The following is a 22,584-nucleotide window of genomic DNA, read 5'->3' as shown; positions in this document are numbered from 1 at the left end:
ATTAAAATGGATCTAAAAAATAGTATGAGAATGCACCTACCTTATAAGCTGAGATTTGTTTCTTCTCAACTTGTAACTGTAACAGTACTGCTGACATTGCTCTTATTTATTCCTCAAATTTGGCTAAACTTGCAAGTATATCATAGCTTTAATAATATTGTTAAATATGAATTTAAGCTACAAATGCTGAGTGATGAAATTACTTATCTTGATGAAGTATTAACGATGTCAGCCCGGATGAATGCTGCCACAGGTAACTTTATTTGGGAACAACGGTATCGCCAATTTGAACCTAAGCTAGATATTGCTATTAAAGAATCTATTAAACTTGCTCCTAAAGCATATAAAAATGAGGATGCCAAAATAATTGATGCTGCTAATCAGCGCTTGGTTGCAATGGAATATCAATCTTTTGATTTAGTTAATAAAAATCAAAAAGAGGAAGCAAAAATACTGCTTTTTAGCAGCGAATATGAAAACAATAAACGCATTTATGCTAATGGTGTTGCCCAAAGAAAGCGTAACATTTCACTTCAGTTACAGCAGAAAATTGATGAATATTATCAAAGAATTTTTTGGGCAATTTTAGAATCTATTATAAGTTTAGTAATGCTGATTCCAGCATGGCTGTTAGTATTGCATTTATTGCAGCAATACTTAAAAGATAAAAAAATTGCTCAAGCCGCCTTAGAAGAAACTAATTCTAGATTGGAAATACAAGTTGCAGAGAGAACAGTAAAATTAAAATACAAAAATTTTCAACTAAAACAGACACTCAAAGAATTGCAACACACTCAAGTACAACTTGTTCAAACCGAGAAAATGTCTTCATTAGGTCAGTTAGTTGCGGGTGTTGCTCATGAAATCAATAATCCAGTTAATTTCATTTATGGCAACCTACTCCACCTTAGAGAATATAGTCAACAATTACTAACTTTAATTACCCTGTATCAGCAACAATGCTATAATTATAGTCCAGAAATAACTACTCTACTTGATGAGATAGATTTAGAGTTTATTATTGATGATATGCCGAGAATATTATCATCAATGGCAATTGGTACTGAACGTATTCGTGAAATTGTACTAACTTTGCGTAACTTCTCGCGTCTTGATGAAGCAGAAATGAAATTTGTTGATATTCATGAAGGAATTAATAGTACGCTATTAATTTTACAGTATCGTCTCAAAGAAAATCATAACCAGCAGGAAATTACAATTATCAAAGATTATGGTAATTTACCTCTTATTGAATGTTATGCGGGAGGATTAAATCAGGTATTTATGAATATCTTAAGTAACGCTATTGATGCTTTATATCAATGGGAAACAGAGTGTTTAAAAGGAGAGATTGAAAAACAGCTTAGTTCTATTATTATCCATACTCAAGTTAAAAATAAAGAGCGCATAATTATTAGTATTAAAGATAATGGTTCAGGAATAACTAAGGAAGCTCAAACTAGATTATTTGACCCTTTCTTTACTACTAAACCTATAGGTAAAGGTACTGGCTTAGGATTATCTATTAGTTACCAGATTATAGTGGAAAAACATAAAGGGAAAATTAAGTGTATTTCTGCACCTGGTGAGGGTACAGAGTTTGTGATTGAGATTCCTATCGAGCAGGCACGTTCAATAGTTCCCCATTGATTGATATAGAGCCGTGCTAGAAGCACGGGGTTTTAAACCCAAATTTTCGATAAACTTAATTTAAATAAAAAACTCCAGGTACAAGAGAGAATGTCAAATTTCCCCGATCGCACAGAGTCAAACACCGATAAAATATTACTCATCGGAGTTACTGGCGGTACAGGTGGAAATGTCGTCAAGGGATTTCTCGAACAGGGAGTTACCAACCTGCGAGTCATCACTAGAGAAATTGACCTTAATCGTCCAAATCTTTCAAAGCTCAACGATGCCAAAGTGGAACTGGTAAAAGCCAACCTCGATGATGAAACCTCCCTCATCGCAGCATTTGCCGGGATTTCGGCTGTTTACTGCCACGCTACTTCTGCGGACTCCACTAAAATTGACCCGCTAGAGGTGGAGAGGGCAAGGCGACTTGCACAAGTTACCAAGCAAGCTAACATTAAGCACTTTGTCTACAATTCCGCAGGTGGGGCGGATAGGAATTCAGGAATCCCTCGCATTGAGCAAAAGTACCAAGTAGAAGAAATTCTCAAAGAAGCTGGCTTACCGACTACTATGTTGCGAGCCTGCTTGTTTATGGAGGAGTTTTGGAAGAAGTACACGCGACCTTCCATCCTCAAAGGTAGTTTCCCATTTTCCATTCAGCAAGACAAGCCTCTTCATCTAATTACAACGAAGGACATGGGCCGGGTTGCTGCCTACGTAATTAAACATCCCACCAAGTATATTGGTCAAGAAATTGAGCTAGCTGGTGATGTGCTGACTCCAAAGCAGATGGCAGAAGTATTTTCCCAAGAGCAGGGGATGAAAGTTGTCTACAAAGAGACACCCGCCTGGATTTTCTTACTCTTGCTGCAAAGGGAACTGTTCGATTTGATTCAGTGGTATCGCAAACAAGGTTATCAAGCCAATGTCCAGCGTTTACGAGAAGAGGAGTTTCCTGGACTTCTGACCACATTTAGAGAATTTCTGGCAGAAACCAACTGGGCAAATGCAGAACTCACCTACGAGAGTCTGTGATTGGACTAGTACCGAAGGGCGGAATTAAAAATTAAAAATGAATACAGCGAAAGCGTTTCATTGATTTGGAATGGGTGGTTTATTTACGCTGTGCCGTACTAGTAGTCTGTCAAGCTAGTTTTGAGGGGTTCGTAGTTGCGCTTTAGCGCTAAAGCGCAACTACGAACTAAATTAATACCCCTCAATTTAAACTTGACGGACTACTAGTACACTGTGGCGAAAGTTTGCCTAGTTTGTTTGATTGACTGCATGACAATACAAAAGAATTATGTTGTGTATCAACGTAAATACGTCGTTTCAGGCATTATTTGATGGGAAGTAGACCCGCACGGTAGGGGCAATTCATGAATTGCCCCTACGACAAACATGGGCTTTATTGCGTGCGTAAGTCATATAAGTTCTGAATTTTAACTCATTAACTCATAACTGATTTTCTGTAGCGATCGCTCTGGGGATATTGCCAACTCTTGCCAGTTGCACTGTAAAGGTAGAACCTTCGTATAATTTACTTCTGACAGAAATTGAACCACCAGAGCGCAGCAGCAATTGCTGTACTATTGTTAACCCCAATCCAGCACCACCATAATCTTCAGTTGCTGCTGTACGCACACGATAAAAGCGGTCAAAGATTTTGGTAATTTCGTTTTCGCCAATACCGATACCTGTGTCGCGGAATTCTAATTGGACATAATCGCCTTGAGTACGGGCACGTACCCATACTTGACCCCCATCAGGAGTAAACTTAATGCTATTGTGCAGCAGATTAATCACAATTTGCCTCAGACCACCACTCACGCACCAAACAGGTGGGAGTTCAGTCGGGATGGTGTAGGCTAACATAATCCCTTTTTCTTGGGCTACAGGTTGGTAGGTACTGACTACTCCAGGCACAATATCTGAAAGACGCACCGACTCCAAATTCGTCCCCTCCAAATTCTGTTGTAGCTGCACCAGTTCCAACAAACCAGTAATCAGCGAATTTTGATGATCGCACTGGGTATTTAACATCTGTAAATAACGTTGTCGCTGGGGGGGTTTAAGATTAGGGGAATTTAATAATGAGAGTGCTGTCTTCATGTGCGTTAGGGGTGTACGCAATTCCTGACATACATTATTTAAATATTCATCTTTGAGTTGCTCTTTGTTGTGTAGTTCTTGATTTTGCTGCTGCAACTTGCTGGTGCGTACTGTGATGATTTGACGATTAATTTCATCTTGTCGTAGGAGTTGTTTTGCCAACAGTTGATTCATCAGTGCGCCTTGGGGCACAGTTGGACAAATAAAACTAGCAGGTAAAATTGGGGATGATTCTGGTGCGATTGCTTGTTGGATACCATTTAATACTTGCTGAATTACTCTCCCCTCAACAGTAGTTATAATTAGCAACGGTTGGTTTTTATCAGTATTTACCTTCCCCGATATCTGATTTTTGCGTTTTTTCAGTGGTCGATGAGCCAAAAGTAAACTGCAAAACTGTGGAGATAACACCATCAGAAAGTTTTCCCGCCGCAGTTGGCTATCTGGTGGTAGGTGAACAGAGATGTGGTGAGAGGATGAGGCAGATGAGGGGGATGAGAAGGAATTTACTCTTCCCTCTCCCTCATCTCCCCCTACTTCAGCTTTCCCACTCTCGTCAATCTGGCAAGTGTAAATGAAACTAGACGCACCTACCGAGGATTTATAACGTGCTAATTCTGATTGCCAAATTTTTTCTGGTGGTAGCTTCACCCATAAAGTGGCTGCAATTTGCTGCTCAATTAGTAAGTCAATTTGCGCTCTCACCAGTGATAGCAGAGTCGCAGGACTGAGGGACAATGGTTTTGGAGGCGCTTGCACTCCCATAACCAGTTTATAAACAGACAGATCCTTAGCCAGAGAAACATTCATGAGTCAAGCACAACAAGGATGAAGCAAGAAATAACTCTGTATTCGATTTTCACCTTTATGTGTGCATTTTTTACAAAATCCCCACGGAAATAAATATGAATGGGGAGTGGGGAGTGAGGGAGACAAGGGAGACAATAGAGACAAGGGAGACAAGGGAGACAAGGGAGACAAGGGGAATAACCAATGCCCAATGCCCAATGCCCAATGCCCAATGCCCAAATTAACGTTGTATCTTGAGTCTTTCTTGCAAAGCATCCCGTGCGTGTTCTCGGTCGTCAAAATGGATTTTTTCGGTGCCGAGAATTTGATAGTCTTCGTGACCTTTACCAGCAAGCAGGACTCCATCACCGGGTTGTGCTTGTAAAATTGCGGTACGAATTGCGATCGCCCGATCGCAAATTACAGTTGGCTGCACTGTGTCAGCTATTCCCGCCAAAATATCTTGCAAAATCCGTTCGGGGTCTTCAGTACGGGGATTATCTGATGTCACTACTGCCACATCAGCTAACTCAGCAGCGATTTTACCCATTTTTGGGCGCTTAGTGCGATCGCGATCGCCGCCACAACCAAACACGCAAATCACCTTGCCAGGTATAAACGGACGTGCAGCTTTCAGTAAATTTTCTAGACTATCGGGGGTGTGAGCATAATCTACAATCACGCTAATATCTTGGTCAGCATCAATTTGTACCCGTTCCATCCGTCCGGGAACACCGGGAAACTCAGGTATTACAGATGCCACTAACTGCAAATCTAGCCCTAAGTGTAAAACTGCTCCTATGGCTGCGAGAAGATTTTCTAAATTATATTGTCCGACTAGGGGTGATCGAAAAGCTACGTCACCTTTTGGTGTATGTAATGTCCCACTAACACCATTGGGCTGGTAACTTAAATCACTCATCCATAAATCGGCGCTGTTGTCGTTGACACTGTAACTCCAAACCCGTTGGGAATCCAACGACGCAATTAAACGTTTGCCGTAGGAATCATCAGCATTAATTATTGCTCGTCCCTTGAGATAATCAGGGCTAAATAACAACGCTTTGGCGGCAAAGTAATCTTCCATATCGCTGTGATAGTCAAGATGGTCTTGGGTAAGATTACTAAACACCGCCACCTCAAATTCACAACCCAACACTCTCCCTTGGGCTAAAGCGTGAGAACTGACTTCCATCACCCCGAACTCACTACCAGCCTTTACAGCCTCCGCTAGCTGCTGTTGCAATTCCACTGCAAAGGGCGTAGTGTGGGCAGCAGTTTGCTCAAAACCTGCCCAACGAGTATAGAGGGTTCCCATCAAAGCTGTAGCTAGATTCGCTTTGACGAGCAGAAATTCAATTAGATGAGTAGTTGTAGTTTTACCATTTGTACCAGTCACGCCTACCAGCTTGAGTTTTTGCCCCGGATAACCGTAGAAAGCACTGGCTATTTGGGCGCAAGCTTGAGTTATGTTACTTGCACTAATGACCACAGCTTCATTTGTGGGAGGATTTTTTTGGGCAGCTTCAGGAGAAACGATCGCAGCTACAGCCCCAGATGCGATCGCACTTTGCCAAAATTCCCCACCATCAACCCGTGTTCCTGGCATCCCAATAAATAAATCTCCCACACCACAAGCATGGGAATTAGTCTTTAAACCCCTAACTTCCACATCCTCTAAAGTCGCATGGCTAGGTAATTGTTCAACGCTATCTACCGCCCTTAGTAATTCCCGCAATTTCATCTTGTGAACCTCGCCACATTCTTAATCTTGCGCTTATTTTGCATTATTTTTTTCTAATTAGCTAAATACTTACGTAACATTTGCTCCAACTGTTGCACACTAGCACGAGGAGAAAGACGCGGCAATAATTTCTCTTCTTCCTCTGTGCCCTCTGCGCCTCTGCGGTTCGATAAATAAAGTACCGGCACTTCATACTCATAGCTAGCAAACCAATCTTCACGAATTGTAATATCTCTAACTTCCAACTCGAAACTGAGGTTTTGGATTTGTTCTAGCTTTTCTTGCAAGCCTTCACATAAATGACAGCCGGGTTTACTGTATAAAATTAATCGCATTTGTTAATTAATTACCATGAACACTATTTTACATATCACTAAAAGCGAACAATGGGAACAAGCAAAAATCCTCGGAGCTTATCCTTAAATATAATTGTTGCGAGAGGGTGATTGCGCTCTTTCTGCTCAGGCTTGTGCAATTACGGTATGGTTATCAAAACCGAATCCTTACAATTGGCGCTCAACTAGCATAGCTGTCACCAGGGCAAATCGATTATTTATTTAGGTAGTAAATTTAGCGTGCAAAAATCTCCAGATGAAATCAGGTCTAACTTAGTAAGATTAATTCAAGATTCTCAAGATACTTATCCAAATTTGGCATCAAGGCTAAGGGAAATGAGTAGATGAATTGCTGATAAAAAATCTGGACAACTGGTATCTAAAAAACACGTAATGCTTATTTTGGAAGAGTTGATAGAAGATGCAACATTTTGGTTAGAACTACAATTCAAGGACAGTTACTTTTACTACGAGTGAGTTACGGTTGCCATACAAGAACTTCATATAATATCCCTAAAGTTCCTGATAACTAAGGGCTAATCCCTAAGAGATGATGAATTTGTTTGGTGTGTTATGAAAAGCTTACTCTTGGGTTTGGCTATTGCTATGTCTGCGGTGTTACCTGCTGCGGCTGAGAATTGGATTAACATTAGCTATGAAGATAGCCCTGTAATAATAGATGCCGATTCTATTCTCACTGATTACAACGGGAGTTATAGTTTTTGGCTAATGCATAAAGATGGGCAAGTTATTCGTCAAGCTAATGCTGTTATTAATTGTCAAGAAAGAACTATTGTATTACTAGCTAAGAAAAGTTTTAATCTTAATGGTGAGCTTGTTGAATCTTCTCCATACAGGAATCCAAGACCTACAAATATCAAGTTAGATAGTAATGGAGCTACTTACTACCGCTATCTTTGCAATTAGAAAAGGGCAGGGGCTAATCAGCTAGTCCCTAAGCCAGGGTTACATTTTCTGAACTAAGCTATTCTGATTCTCGCCTTCCTTGCGACAGGATAAACCTTGAAATTAATTTAGGAAAAACGTTTCTCCTAAACCTAAATCAAACATTACATACAGTGCATCGCTTTATAAGGTTTATTTTCAGGAGTTTACTTTTATTTTTAGTGGGTATTAGGCATTGAGAAACAGAATAAATTATTGAGGAGGATAGCCATAAATATCACCTAAATAACAGTTCGGTTCCCTGCCTCCAGGGTTGCTATAAGATGAACGATTTCCGCATCTACTGCGATCTTCAGCAATATCATAAGGACATTCGCAACGATTAGAATACTCTCTTCCTCGTATAGCATTGTAAGGACTGTAATTTATTGGTACTTTAGTTTTGCCACAACTTCTTAATAAATTTTGACTAAACAACATAACAATAAAAACTAATACTGAAATTTTCCAATCAATGTCATCATTTTTCATAGTATTTAGGTGATTTAGTTATTGCTTACAAAGCATATCTCAAACCATATAATTCATACTTTTTACTGTTTTTAAATAGCAATAATTAAAAATTCTATTATCAGTCACCTGCTTGTTTAAGTGCATCAGAGAATATAATGAATGCAGAGGGGACAGAGGAGGAGAGATGAGAAGAGAAGGGTTCGATGCGGGTGAGTATGTTGATCAAATGGGGTTGTTGTTGGATTTGGAGTTAAGAGATGAGTATCGTGATGGGGTGGTGGTAAATTTTGAGAGAATTAGGGCGATCGCTAATCTCGTAAATTCTTTTCCCCTACCAGAGGATATTGAAGTTGCACCAGTTTTTGAACCATGAATGATGCTGTATCAATATCGGCTGCTGTGCGTGCAGGTAAAGTTAGTGCGGTGGAAGTCACCAAAGCGGCGATCGCCCGAATCGCAGCACGGGATAATCAACTCAATTGTTTTACGGCTGTCACGGCTGAAACAGCTTTAACAGATGCAGCCTGCATTGACAGAGAAATTGCCCAAGGTAATCATCCGGGAATACTTGCTGGTGTGCCTTTTGCGGTGAAAAATCTCTTCGATATCGCTGGTTTAACGACTCTGGCGGGATCGAAAATCAATGCAGAAAACCCAGCAGCAAGCCTTGATGCAACCGCAGTAGCGAAACTGAAAAAAGCGGGTGCGGTGCTAGTTGGCGCTTTGAATATGGATGAGTACGCTTATGGATTTGTGACGGAAAATTACCATTACGGTGCTACTCACAACCCCCATGATTTACAACGAGTTGCTGGTGGTTCATCGGGTGGTTCGGCGGCGGCGGTTGCTGCTGGGTTGGTTCCGTTGACATTGGGTTCTGATACTAATGGTTCGATTCGCGTTCCGGCGGCGTTGTGTGGCGTTTTTGGTTTGAAGCCGACTTATGGAAGGTTGTCTCGTGCTGGGGTAGCTTTATTTTCAAGCAGTTTAGACCACATTGGATCTTTTGCGCGTTCGGTGCAAGATATCGCTACGGTGTTTGATGTGCTTCAGGGAGAAGACGATGGCGATCCAGTTTGTACAAAGCGTCCGCCTGAATTGGTTTTACCACAACTTAAACAAGATATTTCTGATATCAGAATTGCCATTGCTGCTGATTATTTTACCAAAGGCGCACAACCGGAAGCTTTAGTAGCAGTCCAAAAAGTAGCCGATGCTTTAAATGTAACTGAATATGTGATTATACCAGAAGCACACCGCGCCCGTGCTGCGGCGTTTGTGATTACAGCTAGCGAGGGTGCAAATCTGCATTTGGATAAGTTGCGATGTCGTCCTCAAGATTTTGATTCAGCCACACGCGATCGCTTTTTGGCTGGGGCGTTAATTCCAAGTAACTGGTATTTGCAAGCACAACGGTTTAGAAGATGGTATAGCGATCGCGTGCGAGAAGTTTTTCAAAATGTCGATGTAATTCTTGCCCCAACTACACCAATTTCCGCACCGCTAATTGGTCAACAAACCATGATTTCAGATGACGAAGAAATTCTTGTTCGTCCTCATTTGGGGCTATTTACTCAACCATTATCTTTCATTGGTTTACCAGTTTTATCAGTGCCAATTCAGCGTCCAAATGCCTTACCTTTGGGTGTGCAATTGATAGCAGCACCATATAATGAAGCGTTGATTTTACGGGTTGCGGCGGCGTTAGAAGTAAAGGGTGTAGTTTCACCACCCATAGTGGATTTAATCAGTAGGGTGCATTAGCCAGAAGCATAATCCACTGTGATATCTATTCAACTTAAGCGCTGTTTAAGTTCACGAATTGCGGCACTGGTATTCCGCTCATAAGCAACTTGAAAACATCTGAAAATTATATCTTGGAGGTTAATATTTGGAAAATATTTACTGTGATTCTGTATTATATATGATTGTCCTTGCAACTGATAAATATACAGTTGTTTATTGCGGTATAGCCAAACTTCTGGCACTTGATAAGGAAGGAAATCATTCACATCAGTATAGCTGGTGACATCAATTTCCAGCACTAAATCGGGAGGAGGATCGTTACTCCAGTCAATTCGCTCTTTACCAGAGACAGCTTGCCAATTGTCAATGTAAAAACAATAATCTGGTTCGATGCCACTTTCTTGTGGTAATTCCATAGTGACAGGAGTAAAAGCATCGTATTCACATTGAAAATAATCTAGCAAGGTTGTGATGATATTGGCAATTAAATGGGCATCACGTCCATGTTTGGGAAGCGGGGACATGAGCAAAACTTCTCCATCTTGGTATTTTATCCTAGGAATTGAATTCTCGCCTCGCTGCTGACACAAACCCTGATAATCTTGCCAGGTTGCAAGCAACCGTACAACTGCTCCGGCAGGTAGCTGAATTTTATCAGTTGAGACTAGTGCAAACATGGCTTGAAGGAAAGAAAGTTAAAAGCTTAAGGTTATTGTAGTCTGATTTTTGATTGTGAATGATTGGTTGCGAGTTATACTCCATCAAAAGTAGATGGATAAACAACTTTTCCCTTGTACCTTTGGTGATAGCTTTGCAGTAGTTTCACCATAAAAAACTCCTCTGGTACTGGAAAAGGAGACTCGATTTCATAAACAGCAGAAGGCTCAAAGCCAAAGCGAGTATAGAAGTGGGGATGACCAAGTACAATAACTATGGCTTCTCCCTTTTCCTGTGCTATTTCTAATCCTGCTTTTATTAATGCACTACCAATTCCTTGTCTTTGAAACTGTGGATGAACTGCTAAAGGTGCTAAACCGAGTACCTGTAATGTTTCTTCACCCACTAGGTCAATATAGCTGAATAAAATATGACCAACTACAACATTTTCAACCTCTGCAACTAGAGAAAGTTCTGGAATATAGCCGTCAGAACGGCGAATTTCTTCCACAAGTTTAGCCTCGTTTTCCTGCCCAAAGGCTAATGTATTCACCTCAGCTATTACTGGGTAGTCTGGTAGAGTTTCACAACGAATATTGATCATTTTAAAACTAATTCCATAAAAATCCAGTTTGCTCGATATTCTAGAGGAATCTCTGTTTTTTCCAAATACGGCTCGATATCTTGAAAGCCAAACGCACGATAAAGTGTCTGTGCTTCCTTGGCAAAAGGAGCGCTGTCTAAACGTATCCTTGAGTAACCAATGTAGGCAGCTTCATTGATGATAGCTTCTAATAAAGACCGACCGATTCCTTTTCTGCGAAATTCTGGTTTTACATACATCCTTTTAATTTCGCCAACATCTTCACCAATCTTTCGCAAGCAAGCACAGCCAGCTACTTTTGCCTCGTATTGTCCCAAAAGCAACCGTCCTGAAGGGGGTAAAAATTCGTTAATTTGAATCATATATTGCTCAAAGAATGTATTAACATCTAAATTGATGCCGAATTCATGGCTGAATATCAACTTAGTATCGTTAAAATATTCCCAAAACAGATCCTGTATATGAGATTTATGTTTTTCAGTCTCTATCTGAATAATTTTAAGCAAAGCTTATGCCTCCGCTAAATAATTAAACAAAATCCCACATTTACAAATATAAATGGTCATCATTCCAGTAATTGATTTAACTGCCTTCACCAATGGCAACGCCGCAACTCGGCAAGCTGTTATCAAACAAATTTATGAAGCTGGTCATGAAATTGGTTTCATCTACTTGCATAATTCGGCAATATCAAAAAACCTAATTAAAGAAGTATTCACTTACAGCAAATCTTTCTTTAATTTACCTTTAGAAGTTAAGCAAAAGCAAGCTTGGAGTGATGAATTGAGTAACACAGGTTACGTTGGAATTGAGAGAGAACGTCTTGATGCTAATAAACCAGGCGACTTGAAAGAAGCGTTGAATGTAAACAAACAGGCGGCTGTAGGGATAGATGTTTCTATTGTCGCCTTTTATAATAGTTGCACAGAACTTGCCAACACGATATTACAAGCTTATGCATTGGCCTTGGAATTGCCAGAAGATTTTTTTACTATAAAACATAATCAACAAAATCATACCTTGCGACTATTACACTATCCCCCATTACAAACACCACCCAAACCCGGACAAGTCCGTGCTGGAGAGCATTCTGATTATGGCAGTATTACCTTACTTTTTCAAGATGACGTTGGGGGGTTGGAACTACAGACAGCATCTGGAGAGTGGATTGCCGCACCTGCAATTCCTGATACTGTAATAGTCAATACTGGCGATTTAATGCAACGGTGGACAAATCATGTATTTTGCTCAACCAAGCATCGAGTGATGATTCCCTGTGATAATCGGGTGAACCAGTCCCGGTATTCTATCGCTTTTTTCTGTCATCCTAATGATGATACAGAAATTGCTTGTTTGGAAAGTTGCCAGAAAGAACAATCGCCTATTTATCGCCCTATCCTTGCGGGGGAATACCTTTTACAACGTTTACAAGCAACTTATGGTAATTCATTAGACTTCTTGCATAAATCAAAAAAAAGAACCCCACCCCGCCTTTGACTTACGTCAAAGTCTCCCCTCCCCGCTTGCGGGGAGGGGATTAAGGGGTGGGGTGTTAGGGGACTTTTGCAAGAGGTCTATAATTTGCAATTAAGAAAGATAAATATGAAAACCTACGACTGGATTGTGGTTGGTGGCGGAATTACGGGTGCTGCACTCGCTTATGAATTGGTTAAAACTGGCTTTTCTGTACTTTTGTTGGAGCAACACAGCACACCACAGAATGCAACTCGCTATAGTTATGGTGGGCTTTCTTATTGGTCGGGTAGTACGCCACTAACTCGGCTATTGTGCGAAGAAGCGATGTCTACGACTGGCTACGCCTACGCACGTTACAATATCCTATCTCAAGAGTTAGACGCTGATATCCAATTTCGGGAATTAGATTTATTACTGACTATTTCTGCCCATAGCGACCCAGAAGCAACTGCTGCATCATATAATCATTTTGCCATCCCCCCCAGTTTACTCAGTGTTCAAGAAGCTTGTGAGTTAGAACCACAGCTAAATCGAGAGGCAATATCTGGTGCTTTAACTGTTAAACATGGTCATATTCACCCAGAAAAAACATCACTTGCTTACATCCAAGCCTTTCTGCGGGCTGGGGGTGAAATCCAGATTACCCAAGTATTGCAAGTACTACAAGATGGTGTAAAAACCACAACTGCAACTTTCCACAGTGCTAACGTTGTTATTTGTGCAGGTGGACTCAGCCGCCAGCTTCTCAAATCTGCTGGTATTCCCATCAAGTTGTATTTTACCCACGCAGAAATCATTGAAACCCCACCCGTAGATGTGCAGTTACGCACCTTAGTTATGCCGGCTAATGTGCAACGGCTTCAACTAGAAGCTGAATCTACTCAAGTTGATGAATTATGGGATGAAGCGGGTAACGAGTTGGTACCACCGATTTTAGATGCGGGTGCAATTCAGTTTCTAGATGGTAGTATCCGCATCGGTCAAATTAGCCGTGCGATCGCAGATCCTCATGCCAAGGTAAACTCAGGCGTAAGTGAAAAATGGTTGCGAAGAAGTGTTGGTCAAATTTTACCAGCTTTGGAGAATTTACCAGGGACTTGGTATCATTGTTTGGTGGCATTTAGTAGCGACGGACTCCCTTTAATTGGTGCTATCCCAGGATTTGATGGCGTTCATATTTTTGCTGGGTTTAGCAATCCCTTAGTAGTTGTACCACCTTTGGCAAAGCGCTTTGCTAATTTTGCAACTGGGAAGGAAGATGAAATTATGACCCAGCTATCTCGTAACCGTTCACAGGAGTTATCCGGCTACTGTGAAAAATAGGTACACGTAGATGGTAGATTAAGAGGCATGAATGAAAACTGCCTCGCTTACGGAATCGAAATTTCCGACTTAGATTGGGAAAAGACTCCAGCGATTGTCAAACAACTGGTTGAGAAAATGGGGCAGCACATCAAGCAATCGGAAAAAGAGTTAACTGACTTAAAAGCCCAGCAGCAAGAGCTTTTAGAAAAAATTAATCGCACCTCAAAAATTTATCATCTCCGCCGTCATTAGATTGACCCAATGCCGAAAAGCGTCAAGAAAAGAAGAAGAATGGTAATGCTTTGGTAAAACAGCATTAGTTTTAAATAAATACTTTTTGATAGGAGAAAACAATGATTACCACTGACTTATCTAACGTTGGCGATATTATCCAGACTCAGCGAGAGTTTTTTAAGACTGGTAAAACTAAAGATGTTAATTTTCGCATTGAACAACTTAAAAATCTCAAGCAAGTAATTATTGAGCATGAACAGTCAATAGTCGAGGCATTGCAAGGGGATTTACATAAACCAGAATTGGAGACTTACCTGACAGAAATCGGCGTAATTAAGGAAATTGATTACGCCATAAAAAATCTTCAAAACTGGACTAAGCCCAAAAAAGCAGCCGTTTCCTTTGATTTTTTTTCCTACTCAGCGAGAATTTATCCAGAACCATTAGGTGTTGTCTTAATTATTGGCCCTTGGAACTATCCATTTCAGTTAATTATCTCACCTTTAGTAGGGGCGATCGCAGCTGGTAATTGTGCAATCATCAAACCTTCAGAAATTGCTTCTCATACCTCCCATATCATCGCTGAAATTATCGCCAAACATTTTGACCCCGCCTATATTGCAGTGGTTGAAGGAGGCGTGGAAGCAAGTCAAAAACTACTTGCAGAAAAGTTTGACCATATCTTTTTTACCGGTGGCACAGCCGTCGGCAAAATAATTATGGCAGCCGCCGCAAAACACCTCACCCCAGTTACTTTAGAATTGGGTGGCAAAAGTCCTTGTATCGTAGATACTGACATTAATCTTGAGCATACCGTCAGACGAATTACTTGGGGCAAATTTATTAATGCCGGACAAACTTGTATCGCCCCTGACTATCTTTTAGTTAATAAAAAAATCAAAAAAGATTTAATAGATGGGCTGGAAAAATGCCTAAAAGAATTTTATGGCGATAATCCTGTAAACAGTCCTGATTATGCCAGGATTATTAGTGAAAAACACTTTGATCGGTTGGTTAACTTTCTTAAAGATGGGAAAGTTATCATTGGTGGAAAAACTCAAGTTTCAGAGCGTTATATCGCCCCCACAGTGATTGATCATGTCTCTTTAGAAGATTCGGTAATGCAGGAAGAAATTTTTGGGCCAATTTTACCCATCATTGAATATACTGACATTGCCGAAGCGATCGCCTTGATTAACTCTAGACCCAAACCTTTGGCGTTATACTTATTTTCTCAAAACAAAAACCTGCAAAAGCGAGTTTTGCAGGAGACTTCCTCTGGTGGAGTTTGTATTAACGACACAGTTATGCAGGTTGGTGTCTCATCTTTACCATTTGGTGGGGTGGGAGATAGCGGTATTGGCAACTATCACGGCAAAGCTAGTTTTGACACCTTTTCCCATAACAAAAGTGTATTGCAAAACTCCTTCTGGCTGGATTTAAAATGGCGATACGCTCCATATCAGAGTAAATTGCCGCTAATCAAGAAACTTCTGGGTTAAAAGTTATGAGTTATGAGTTATGAATTTTTAACTCTTAACTCCTAACTCCTAATATCATGTCCGCATAATTAGTTATGCAAACCACAGTCATTACACCCCACCCCCAACCCCTCCCCGCAAGCGGGGAGGGGAGACAAGGCGTAGCTTTGGCGGGGGTGGGGTTCTTCGGATTTAATAAGCAATCAAGCGGACATGATATAACTCCTAACTATTAAAACCCAAAAGCGTTGCTGTAACGTTCCTCAGCCCAAGGTTCACCACGGCGATGGTAGCCATTACGCTCCCAAAAACCAAGTTCTTCAGCAGCTAAAAATTCCAACCCATTAATCCACTTAGCACTTTTCCAAGCGTAGAGATGGGGAACAACTAACCGCATCGGCCCACCGTGTTCCGATGGAAGGTTTTCACCAAAGACTTTAAAGGCAAAGAAGTTTTCTTCGCGCATAAAATCTTCTAGAGAAATATTGGTGGTGTAGCCGCCATAGCAGTGTTCCATAATCTGGGCTGCTTTGGGGTCTAACTCAATCAGACCCATAAAATCTGTCACTTTTATGCCAGTCCATTTAACATCGAGTTTAGACCAGCGCGTTACACAGTGAAAGTCTGCCGTGAATTCGTGTTGAGGTAGCGCCATAAAGTCTGACCAACTAAAGGTAGCAGATTTTGCTAACCCCCAAACTCGAAACTCCCATTCTTCAGCGCTGACTTGGGGAGTTTCACCGTAAGTTAATACGGGAAAACCTTTAGCTAAGTGTTGACCAGGAGGGACGCGTTCGCTCTCTTCCTTCCCTGGTTTTTGAAAAAATTTTCCTAGCATAGTTAGAGAAAAATAAGTTTTCTCAAGATATTTACAAGCTTTTTTGCTGAGTTGTCAGCAGCACCAAATGTTTGACTCTTATTTGAATGATAGGTAATGGGTAATGGATATTCCCAATTACTCACTACCAATTTTTTTCGATCTAATCAGCTGGTGTAGAGTATTTTTGACACTCTCAGGTCTAAAGACACTGGGATTCTACAGACAGAAGTTTTACTCTCGCTACGACCGTCAAACCCCGTCTACCTAGTCACTCTAAGTCCAGCTTAGGTTTCTAGCTACTTTTATTGTTTCCAATGCTTTCAGAATCCATCACTAAACCAAAACGCGCTACGCTCCGCAACCTGCCTTTATTTGCTCTTTCCTGTCATACTGCGCCAGGACTAAAACCTAACCGTTGTTTCACTGCGTAGCCGGGATTTCTCCGATACTAGGATGCTTCAACACGTAGATGTTTTTTGTTCTTACTCACGATGTGATTTTAACATAAAATACCACGGGGATTAAAATCCCTCGTGTCGCTTCCCTCCCAGCTTTAAAAAGCTGAGTTTCCCGCATCCTGCGTATTTCTATGATTCATAATGCAATCAGGAAAGCGAAGAAAAAGCGTTTATCCAGTGGTAATAAGTTTGATTGATGACTTGAGCAATCAAATCTATCGGTGCTGTTCATGCTTTTCCTGACTGGGAAATTATGATTCTTCTTCTTCTTCAGCAGTTGGATAAACAAATGTAGAACGTCCAGTCAAAATTGATTTCCCCAGAGACAGGGCTTTTTGAGCTTCGACGACGGCTTTATGCCTCCAGGTAGCTCGACGCTTATCTCGTTTTGATTTTGAAGTTTTCTTCTTAGGAACAGCCATGTCAGCAGATATCGCGATTCTTGACAACCTTCTTATTCTAGGCCATCCAATGACGCGAAGGACAACAGTTGAGTCAGGAATTAAGTAAGTTTGGTTAAGACTGACCTGGGGACACGGGGACTTTGTATCTTTTTTAAAAAAAGTTTGAGCGAAGGAAGCCTTGGCTCAAACTTCTCTCTGTGTCTGGCTAAACCCGTCATTTTTTGGTTGACACACCGCTAGCGGCTGAAACTGTATTAGAGTTATTTTCAAAGAAAAGTAGCGATCGCGCCGTTTTGAAGTAAGTAGCCCAAATTTGAGCATCAGGGCGCGAGCGCCATTGGGGACGACTGACATCTAATGCCAGAACTGGTGCGATCGCTCCATCCTTTTGTACGGATACAATGATTGAAACATCTGTCACTAAGATATCTTGGTCGAAACTCCGTTGAGCAGATGCCCTAGCGGCTGCTTCCGCCCTCCTGAGAACGGTTTCATAGTCTTCGTCTGGCAGGCGGTCAATAGCTAGATCAACTCTAGCGGTGTAAGCTCGCACAACCTCAGGTGCGATCGCTTCCATCAAAAACCACGCCGGAACAGTAGATATGAGCAAAACTACTAAAGGAATTATCCGGATTCTTCTGGCAATTTGGCTAATAACTGAAAAGGGAGTGATCGATGATGGTAGGTGAGCAGAAATCTTGCTCATGACCTTCTATCTCCTTAATGATGATCTGTTATTGAAATTAGGTAAAAGGTATTTTCCGCTAAAATAACGTAATAAAAAGTACATTCTAACTTAAGATTCGATCAGAATCACCTAGACTATAAGACATAGGTTAGCTTTGTTTTTTTGGCAAAGCCAACCGCAATTTTAAGACCAGCAAACAATAACTGACAAAGAGCGGGATGGCAAATTACTGGGCGATCGCGATTGGCATCAATCAATATCAGTTATTTCAACCTTTAAGTTGTGCCCAAGCAGATGCTGAGGCACTAGAAGATTTTTTGGTGACAGAGGCAGGTTTTGTCCCCAAGCACTGTCTAGTCATGACAGACACTTCGCCGCCCATTGGGGATAAGTCAACTTACCCGACGAAGGAAAATATTTTGCTGCTACTTGAGAATTTAGCAGCGACAAGTTGGCAACCGGAAGACTATCTGTGGTTATTCTTTAGCGGTTATGGGGTCAACTACAAGGGCAAAGATTACTTAATGCCAGCAGAGGGCAACCCCGAACTCGTGCAAGAGACTGGGATAGAATTGCGATCGCTAATGCAAAGTTTGCAACTTGCTGACCTAAATGTATTGCTACTACTTGATATCAACCGTGCTTTTGGCACTCAAGCGGATGCTCCTGTTGGGGAAGAAACAATAGAATTAGCCCAAGAACTACAACTTGCGACAATTCTTTCTTGCCAACCAGAGCAATTTTCCCATGAAAGCAGCGAACTAGGTCACGGATTCTTTACGGCAGCTTTGTTAGAAGCTTTGCGTTCTGGTAATGGTAGCAACTTATCAGATTTAGAAAGCTACCTAAGCCTGATCATGCCAAAATTATGTCACCACCACTGGCGTCCTGTCCAAAACCCTGCCATTATCATCCCATCAAGGCAGCAAGTAATTTTGCCAGAATTGGCAATGGAAGGTGACTTTCAAGCAGAACCGATGATTTATCCCGAAGAATCCTTTGCTGTTGCCCTTGCAGCTCCTCGCCTCGACGATTATTCTAAAACTTCAGCAGATCGGGGCAAAGCTTACAAGGTCGAGAAGTCTAAGGGTCAAAAAGTCCAGGAGTCTTCTGCTGGTTTAGTTTCCCAGCCTATGCCGGAAACTTCCTTGGGAGTGAACACCAGTGGGAGATTTATCCCCAATTCCTCTAAAGGTTACGTCTCTCGATTGCCAGCGAATCAACCAAGCATCCCTTTATGGAAACAGTTTATTTTGTGGAGCGGAGGCAGCTTGCTGGTAGCAGGTTTAATCGCTGTAGTTTTTCTCCGTAATCAAGAAACTTTTAGAATTAAGCAAATATCAAGCACATCGCCCAATGCTACTGTTAGCGATCGCCAGACTATCGATAATTTACCAAGCGATCCCACTCCACCAGTTAGACTTAACAACCAATCTAGCGCCCAAATAGTCTCTAATTCCGAGTCAAAAAAGCGGAATCAAGCAGTATTAGACCTAGCGAAAATGTCGCTCAGACAAACTCAGGCGAGCGATTTGAGCATGGCGATCGCGACAGCCGGGAAAATTAAACCTGGTGAACCACTGTATGAACAAGCTCAGGAGAATATTAAGATTTGGAGCCAGATGATTTTAGATTTAGCAGAAGGCCGTGCTAAACAAAGACAGTATGCTAGCGCTATTGCTGCGGCTCGATTAATCACCAAAGATGAAGCCTCATCCGCAAAAGCACAAGCAGCAATTAACCTGTGGCGGCTAGAGAGCAAGCAGTATGTGAGTAACAAAACTCTTTTAGATGCAGCTAATGCCTTGATTAAGTCTGAACAGGCATCTACCTACAATCGGGCGATCGAAGTTGCCAAGAAAGTACCAGCAGGTCAACCAGGCTTTGATGCTGCCCAAAAATCGATTAATAAATGGAGTGAGAAAATTTTAGACTTGGCAAAGCGTCGCGCCACCGAAGGAGAACGTAATGCCGCAATTGCGACCGCAGCTTTAGTGCCAGAGGAAACAGGCGCTTACGAAGATGCTCAGGATGCCATCCAAAAATGGCAAAAGAAATAGTAAAAAAATAGTAAAAGAATAGTTAGGAGTTAGGAGTTAGGAGTTATATTATTGATCCCTGACCTAATTACTCCTTACTCATAACTTTTCCCCCAGCCCTCATATCTCAGTATTAGCAGTACTGCGATACATCTTCACCACACTCATCGGCTAGATAGCACAACGCTCGGAAACGTAAACCAACTACTTCTTCATATAAGGGGTTGAGCTTGCACATCGGCGGAATGTGAAACAAGGTCTTCCCAAAGAATTTGACATCGCGTTCAAAGGGGCACTGAGATGGAATCAGTTTGCACAAACGGTGAGCCAGTTGGCGATCGCGGACTTGAATGTTTTCTACTCGCTGCCGTAAGGGTTGGAGAATATCCCAGTAAGGCTTGGAAGGAGAATGGTTAAGCTGGGTTGCTTTATGCTCAGTAGTCTCTGTTTGATTGATTGATACCCAGCTTGCCAGAAAAATCTTTTTGGTGGTATTGTCGAATACCTTCATGGTTAACCCTCTGTGTTATTGAGGCTATTCACCTTTTTGATGAATATATACAACGTGGCAACGAACTTTCCCGGAAAAATCGCGTTCTGACTGCGATATAATGTAATACCTGATTAGCCACTTAAGTCAGAACCTAATTTATTACTACGTCAAGTTAATCGCAAATTTCTGGGGATCGGTAGTGTAATATTACGATCTTGTTCATAACTTGACATAGTTTAAATTTTAGTAAAGACATCTGTCATTGGATAGGTTTTAGTGTAACATTTACACAACTTAATATAAGGTCTTTCTGAAAGTATTTTTGCTAAGTATAAACATCAGTAATATCCTAGAAGGCATTTTTCCTTTCCGTGTTCCCACTTCCCCACGTAAGTATGTCCTGCTCATCGCTGGCTAAATGCCGTAGAAGCACTGATTTTTGATCGAGTAGAATCATTGCATTTCACAAAACTTAGGTTAGCAGTGGCAATTTGAGAGTGATATAGTCTCAGAATATTTGTAGGTTGGGCTGAGGCTTTGCGAAACCCAACTGACACATTTTTATTTTTTAGAAAAAACCTACGCAGTATTGCAACCTATCCTATGCAGGATTTTTTAGGCGTAGACGGTAGCGGCTTATCATTAGACATTACTGCCGATGATATTGAGTGTTAATCGCAGTCCTCTAGGTTAATTGAGGGCGATCACTCTATCAAAGGCAATCGTACTGAAGTTTTCTTTGAGGTATCAAACAGCAGTTTTTTTTGCTTTATCTAACATAGTCATTAACAGCTTTTCACGCTCAAGAGACGAACCGTCAAATCCTGTAACCTTTCCAAATGAGTCATCTACAATCTTTTTTTTCCCTTGATAGATATGGACATGGATGCCCATTTCCTGGGGTAACTGGCTAGTCCAGAGAACGGCTGGTGTCGATGACCATACCTTGATCTGACAGTCCTGGTAGTCTCTCAGGTCTAAAGTGCGATCGCTCTCAACAAAGTTTGGGTTTTTTGTGAGTTTGTTTGCTAATTCATTGAGGGGACTACTAACGATAGGTGTCTTTGACCAGTTAGAATCAACGCCGCAGTTGCCGCAAAAATGTTTTTTGTGTGGATTTCGAGCAAAGTCACCAAGGTCTAGATGTGGGTGCTGGCATCTGTTACAGTACAGTGTCCCCAGAGGCAGGTTGTTAATCAATGCTTCTAGATATGCTAGTGCTGAGGGTGGAGCAATAACAACTCTTTGTATATTTATCAGTGCATTACCAAATAATGGTGACGATTCACAGGACTTGATTACTACAGATGGAAAGTTACTATCTATACTCTTTTTGCCCTGCAACTGAGGTCTGACATGTACATGAATTAAAACGCCATTAATATCAGGTTCATCTGTAGTGTTGATTGCAGTTGGTAGTGCTGCCCAAATACCTATTCCTCCTGCATAATCACCTGGATTAATCACCAACGGATTTTTTGTGTAATGCATAGGCTGGGTGGAGTTTGAGCATCTTATACCCTCATCACATTGAACTGCCTGTTGCAAATCAGCTTTGACTCCCCAGTGTACTTGATGGGTGCGACACCACCAGCGCTCTGCCCCGTTACGAAACTTGCCACATGGAACTATATCACAGGGGAGGATTACGCCATTACCGCTATCTTCCTCTGGGAACTTTCCTATAACTCTTTCACTAAATGGCACGGCATTACCTAAAGTCCTGTCCTCCGCCCACACAACTGCAAACTCTTCAGTCATGTCATTGAGTGGCCTAGCTAGTTCTTGTTCTTCTACCCCCAGTACCTTAATTATTTTATTTTCACCCTTCTTCTTTTCAGGGCTATAACCCTCCTCAACTAGATGTAAATAAGTAATATTATTTTTAAGTACACGCTTGATACGCATATCCAACCCTTTGTTTAAAACAGTTTCCGTATATGAATCATGCCAGATTTTATTGGTGTTTTAGTCATAGCGATCGCCTCCAAAAATTATAGGCAAGTACTATACCCATAAGGGACTTCCAAATAAAAAAATGTCCCAAAACTGACCCAAAAACCCTCTCTATTTCTCCTTTCTCTGTGTTCTCTGTGGCTCTGTGGTTCGTTTATTTGGATAATTTATTTCTTGGAAGTCCCTAAT

22 protein-coding genes are annotated in these 22,584 nt (G+C 41.3%); 10 read left to right on the top strand and 12 right to left on the bottom strand.

The window, feature by feature from the left end:
* Positions 1 to 30 precede the first annotated feature (30 nt).
* Together V7K97_RS30290 and V7K97_RS30285 are read left to right on the top strand one after the other, a co-directional pair.
* Positions 31 to 1,650, top strand: coding sequence for a sensor histidine kinase (locus V7K97_RS30290; RefSeq protein ID WP_334804764.1), 1,620 nt, complete (start codon positions 31 to 33; stop codon positions 1,648 to 1,650).
* Positions 1,651 to 1,740: 90 nt separating this feature from the next.
* Positions 1,741 to 2,670, top strand: coding sequence for an NmrA family NAD(P)-binding protein (locus V7K97_RS30285; protein ID WP_334804669.1), 930 nt, complete (start codon positions 1,741 to 1,743; stop codon positions 2,668 to 2,670).
* 420 nt (positions 2,671 to 3,090) lie between these two features.
* Here the strand turns inward: V7K97_RS30285 and V7K97_RS30280 are convergent, their stop codons facing one another.
* From V7K97_RS30280 to V7K97_RS30270, 3 genes are all read right to left on the bottom strand, one after another.
* On the bottom strand, positions 3,091 to 4,557 hold the full coding sequence (locus tag V7K97_RS30280; RefSeq protein WP_334804668.1) for a DICT sensory domain-containing protein: 1,467 nt from the start codon (positions 4,555 to 4,557) through the stop codon (positions 3,091 to 3,093).
* Positions 4,558 to 4,777: 220 nt separating this feature from the next.
* Positions 4,778 to 6,280 (bottom strand): UDP-N-acetylmuramoyl-L-alanyl-D-glutamate--2,6-diaminopimelate ligase, encoded by a 1,503-nt coding sequence (locus V7K97_RS30275; protein WP_334804667.1) that lies wholly within the window; start codon positions 6,278 to 6,280, stop codon positions 4,778 to 4,780.
* A gap of 53 nt (positions 6,281 to 6,333) precedes the next feature.
* Positions 6,334 to 6,615 carry a glutaredoxin family protein gene (locus V7K97_RS30270; protein WP_334804666.1) on the bottom strand — a complete coding sequence of 94 codons (282 nt, stop codon included), beginning with the start codon at positions 6,613 to 6,615 and terminating at the stop codon, positions 6,334 to 6,336.
* Between the two features lie 573 nt (positions 6,616 to 7,188).
* Here V7K97_RS30270 and V7K97_RS30265 point away from each other — a divergent pair.
* Positions 7,189 to 7,542 carry a hypothetical protein gene (locus V7K97_RS30265; RefSeq protein ID WP_334804665.1) on the top strand — a complete coding sequence of 118 codons (354 nt, stop codon included), beginning with the start codon at positions 7,189 to 7,191 and terminating at the stop codon, positions 7,540 to 7,542.
* Between the two features lie 231 nt (positions 7,543 to 7,773).
* Here the strand turns inward: V7K97_RS30265 and V7K97_RS30260 are convergent, their stop codons facing one another.
* A complete protein-coding gene (locus V7K97_RS30260; protein WP_334804664.1) occupies positions 7,774 to 8,052 on the bottom strand; it encodes a hypothetical protein in 279 nt (92 codons plus the stop codon).
* A 166-nt stretch (positions 8,053 to 8,218) separates the two neighbouring features.
* Between V7K97_RS30260 and V7K97_RS30255 the strand changes: the two genes are divergently transcribed.
* Positions 8,219 to 8,407 (top strand): DUF4089 domain-containing protein, encoded by a 189-nt coding sequence (locus tag V7K97_RS30255; protein WP_334804663.1) that lies wholly within the window; start codon positions 8,219 to 8,221, stop codon positions 8,405 to 8,407.
* A complete protein-coding gene (locus V7K97_RS30250; protein ID WP_334804662.1) occupies positions 8,404 to 9,798 on the top strand; it encodes an AtzE family amidohydrolase in 1,395 nt (464 codons plus the stop codon). Before V7K97_RS30255 ends, V7K97_RS30250 begins: the two co-directional genes overlap by 4 nt.
* A gap of 29 nt (positions 9,799 to 9,827) precedes the next feature.
* Here the strand turns inward: V7K97_RS30250 and V7K97_RS30245 are convergent, their stop codons facing one another.
* The 3 genes from V7K97_RS30245 to V7K97_RS30235 all read right to left on the bottom strand — a co-directional run bounded on the left by V7K97_RS30245 (position 9,828) and on the right by V7K97_RS30235 (position 11,547).
* Positions 9,828 to 10,457 carry a Uma2 family endonuclease gene (locus V7K97_RS30245; protein ID WP_334804661.1) on the bottom strand — a complete coding sequence of 210 codons (630 nt, stop codon included), beginning with the start codon at positions 10,455 to 10,457 and terminating at the stop codon, positions 9,828 to 9,830.
* A 74-nt stretch (positions 10,458 to 10,531) separates the two neighbouring features.
* Positions 10,532 to 11,041 carry a GNAT family N-acetyltransferase gene (locus tag V7K97_RS30240; protein WP_334804660.1) on the bottom strand — a complete coding sequence of 170 codons (510 nt, stop codon included), beginning with the start codon at positions 11,039 to 11,041 and terminating at the stop codon, positions 10,532 to 10,534.
* The gene (locus V7K97_RS30235; RefSeq protein WP_334804659.1) at positions 11,038 to 11,547 is read right to left on the bottom strand and encodes a GNAT family N-acetyltransferase; all 510 of its coding nucleotides are present in this window, start codon (positions 11,545 to 11,547) and stop codon (positions 11,038 to 11,040) included. The genes V7K97_RS30240 and V7K97_RS30235 overlap by 4 nt, the downstream gene beginning before the upstream one ends.
* Positions 11,548 to 11,599: 52 nt before the next feature.
* Between V7K97_RS30235 and V7K97_RS30230 the strand changes: the two genes are divergently transcribed.
* The 4 genes from V7K97_RS30230 (at position 11,600) to V7K97_RS30215 (ending at position 15,558) form a co-directional block, all read left to right on the top strand.
* Complete coding sequence (locus V7K97_RS30230) at positions 11,600 to 12,538, top strand: isopenicillin N synthase family dioxygenase (protein ID WP_334804658.1); 939 nt, start codon at positions 11,600 to 11,602, stop codon at positions 12,536 to 12,538.
* 105 nt (positions 12,539 to 12,643) lie between these two features.
* Entirely contained in the window at positions 12,644 to 13,840 is a 1,197-nt protein-coding gene (locus V7K97_RS30225) for an NAD(P)/FAD-dependent oxidoreductase (RefSeq protein ID WP_334804657.1), read from the top strand.
* Positions 13,841 to 13,867: 27 nt separating this feature from the next.
* A complete protein-coding gene (locus V7K97_RS30220) occupies positions 13,868 to 14,074 on the top strand; it encodes a hypothetical protein (protein WP_334804656.1) in 207 nt (68 codons plus the stop codon).
* A 101-nt stretch (positions 14,075 to 14,175) separates the two neighbouring features.
* Positions 14,176 to 15,558 (top strand): aldehyde dehydrogenase, encoded by a 1,383-nt coding sequence (locus tag V7K97_RS30215; RefSeq protein ID WP_334804655.1) that lies wholly within the window; start codon positions 14,176 to 14,178, stop codon positions 15,556 to 15,558.
* Between the two features lie 211 nt (positions 15,559 to 15,769).
* On the opposite strand, the gene V7K97_RS30210 is transcribed toward V7K97_RS30215, so the two are convergent.
* From V7K97_RS30210 to V7K97_RS30200, 3 genes are all read right to left on the bottom strand, one after another.
* Positions 15,770 to 16,375 carry a sulfite oxidase-like oxidoreductase gene (locus V7K97_RS30210; RefSeq protein ID WP_334804654.1) on the bottom strand — a complete coding sequence of 202 codons (606 nt, stop codon included), beginning with the start codon at positions 16,373 to 16,375 and terminating at the stop codon, positions 15,770 to 15,772.
* A gap of 691 nt (positions 16,376 to 17,066) precedes the next feature.
* Positions 17,067 to 17,237, bottom strand: a complete 171-nt coding sequence (rpmF, locus tag V7K97_RS30205; protein ID WP_334804653.1) for a 50S ribosomal protein L32 — start codon at positions 17,235 to 17,237, stop codon at positions 17,067 to 17,069.
* 196 nt (positions 17,238 to 17,433) lie between these two features.
* On the bottom strand, positions 17,434 to 17,925 hold the full coding sequence (locus V7K97_RS30200; RefSeq protein WP_334804652.1) for a hypothetical protein: 492 nt from the start codon (positions 17,923 to 17,925) through the stop codon (positions 17,434 to 17,436).
* Positions 17,926 to 18,125: 200 nt separating this feature from the next.
* On the opposite strand from V7K97_RS30200, the gene V7K97_RS30195 reads away from it, so the two are divergent.
* Entirely contained in the window at positions 18,126 to 19,967 is a 1,842-nt protein-coding gene (locus tag V7K97_RS30195; RefSeq protein WP_334804651.1) for a caspase family protein, read from the top strand.
* 112 nt (positions 19,968 to 20,079) lie between these two features.
* Here the strand turns inward: V7K97_RS30195 and V7K97_RS30190 are convergent, their stop codons facing one another.
* Positions 20,080 to 20,457 (bottom strand): Mo-dependent nitrogenase C-terminal domain-containing protein, encoded by a 378-nt coding sequence (locus tag V7K97_RS30190; RefSeq protein ID WP_334804650.1) that lies wholly within the window; start codon positions 20,455 to 20,457, stop codon positions 20,080 to 20,082.
* 729 nt (positions 20,458 to 21,186) lie between these two features.
* Positions 21,187 to 22,347, bottom strand: a complete 1,161-nt coding sequence (locus V7K97_RS30185; RefSeq protein WP_334804649.1) for a hypothetical protein — start codon at positions 22,345 to 22,347, stop codon at positions 21,187 to 21,189.
* Positions 22,348 to 22,584 lie beyond the last annotated feature (237 nt).

Source organism: Nostoc sp., from assembly GCF_036917815.1.
Lineage (GTDB): Bacteria > Cyanobacteriota > Cyanobacteriia > Cyanobacteriales > Nostocaceae > Nostoc.
The sequence above is the reverse complement of the archived record's forward strand: the minus strand, read 5'-3'. Positions and strand labels throughout refer to the sequence as shown.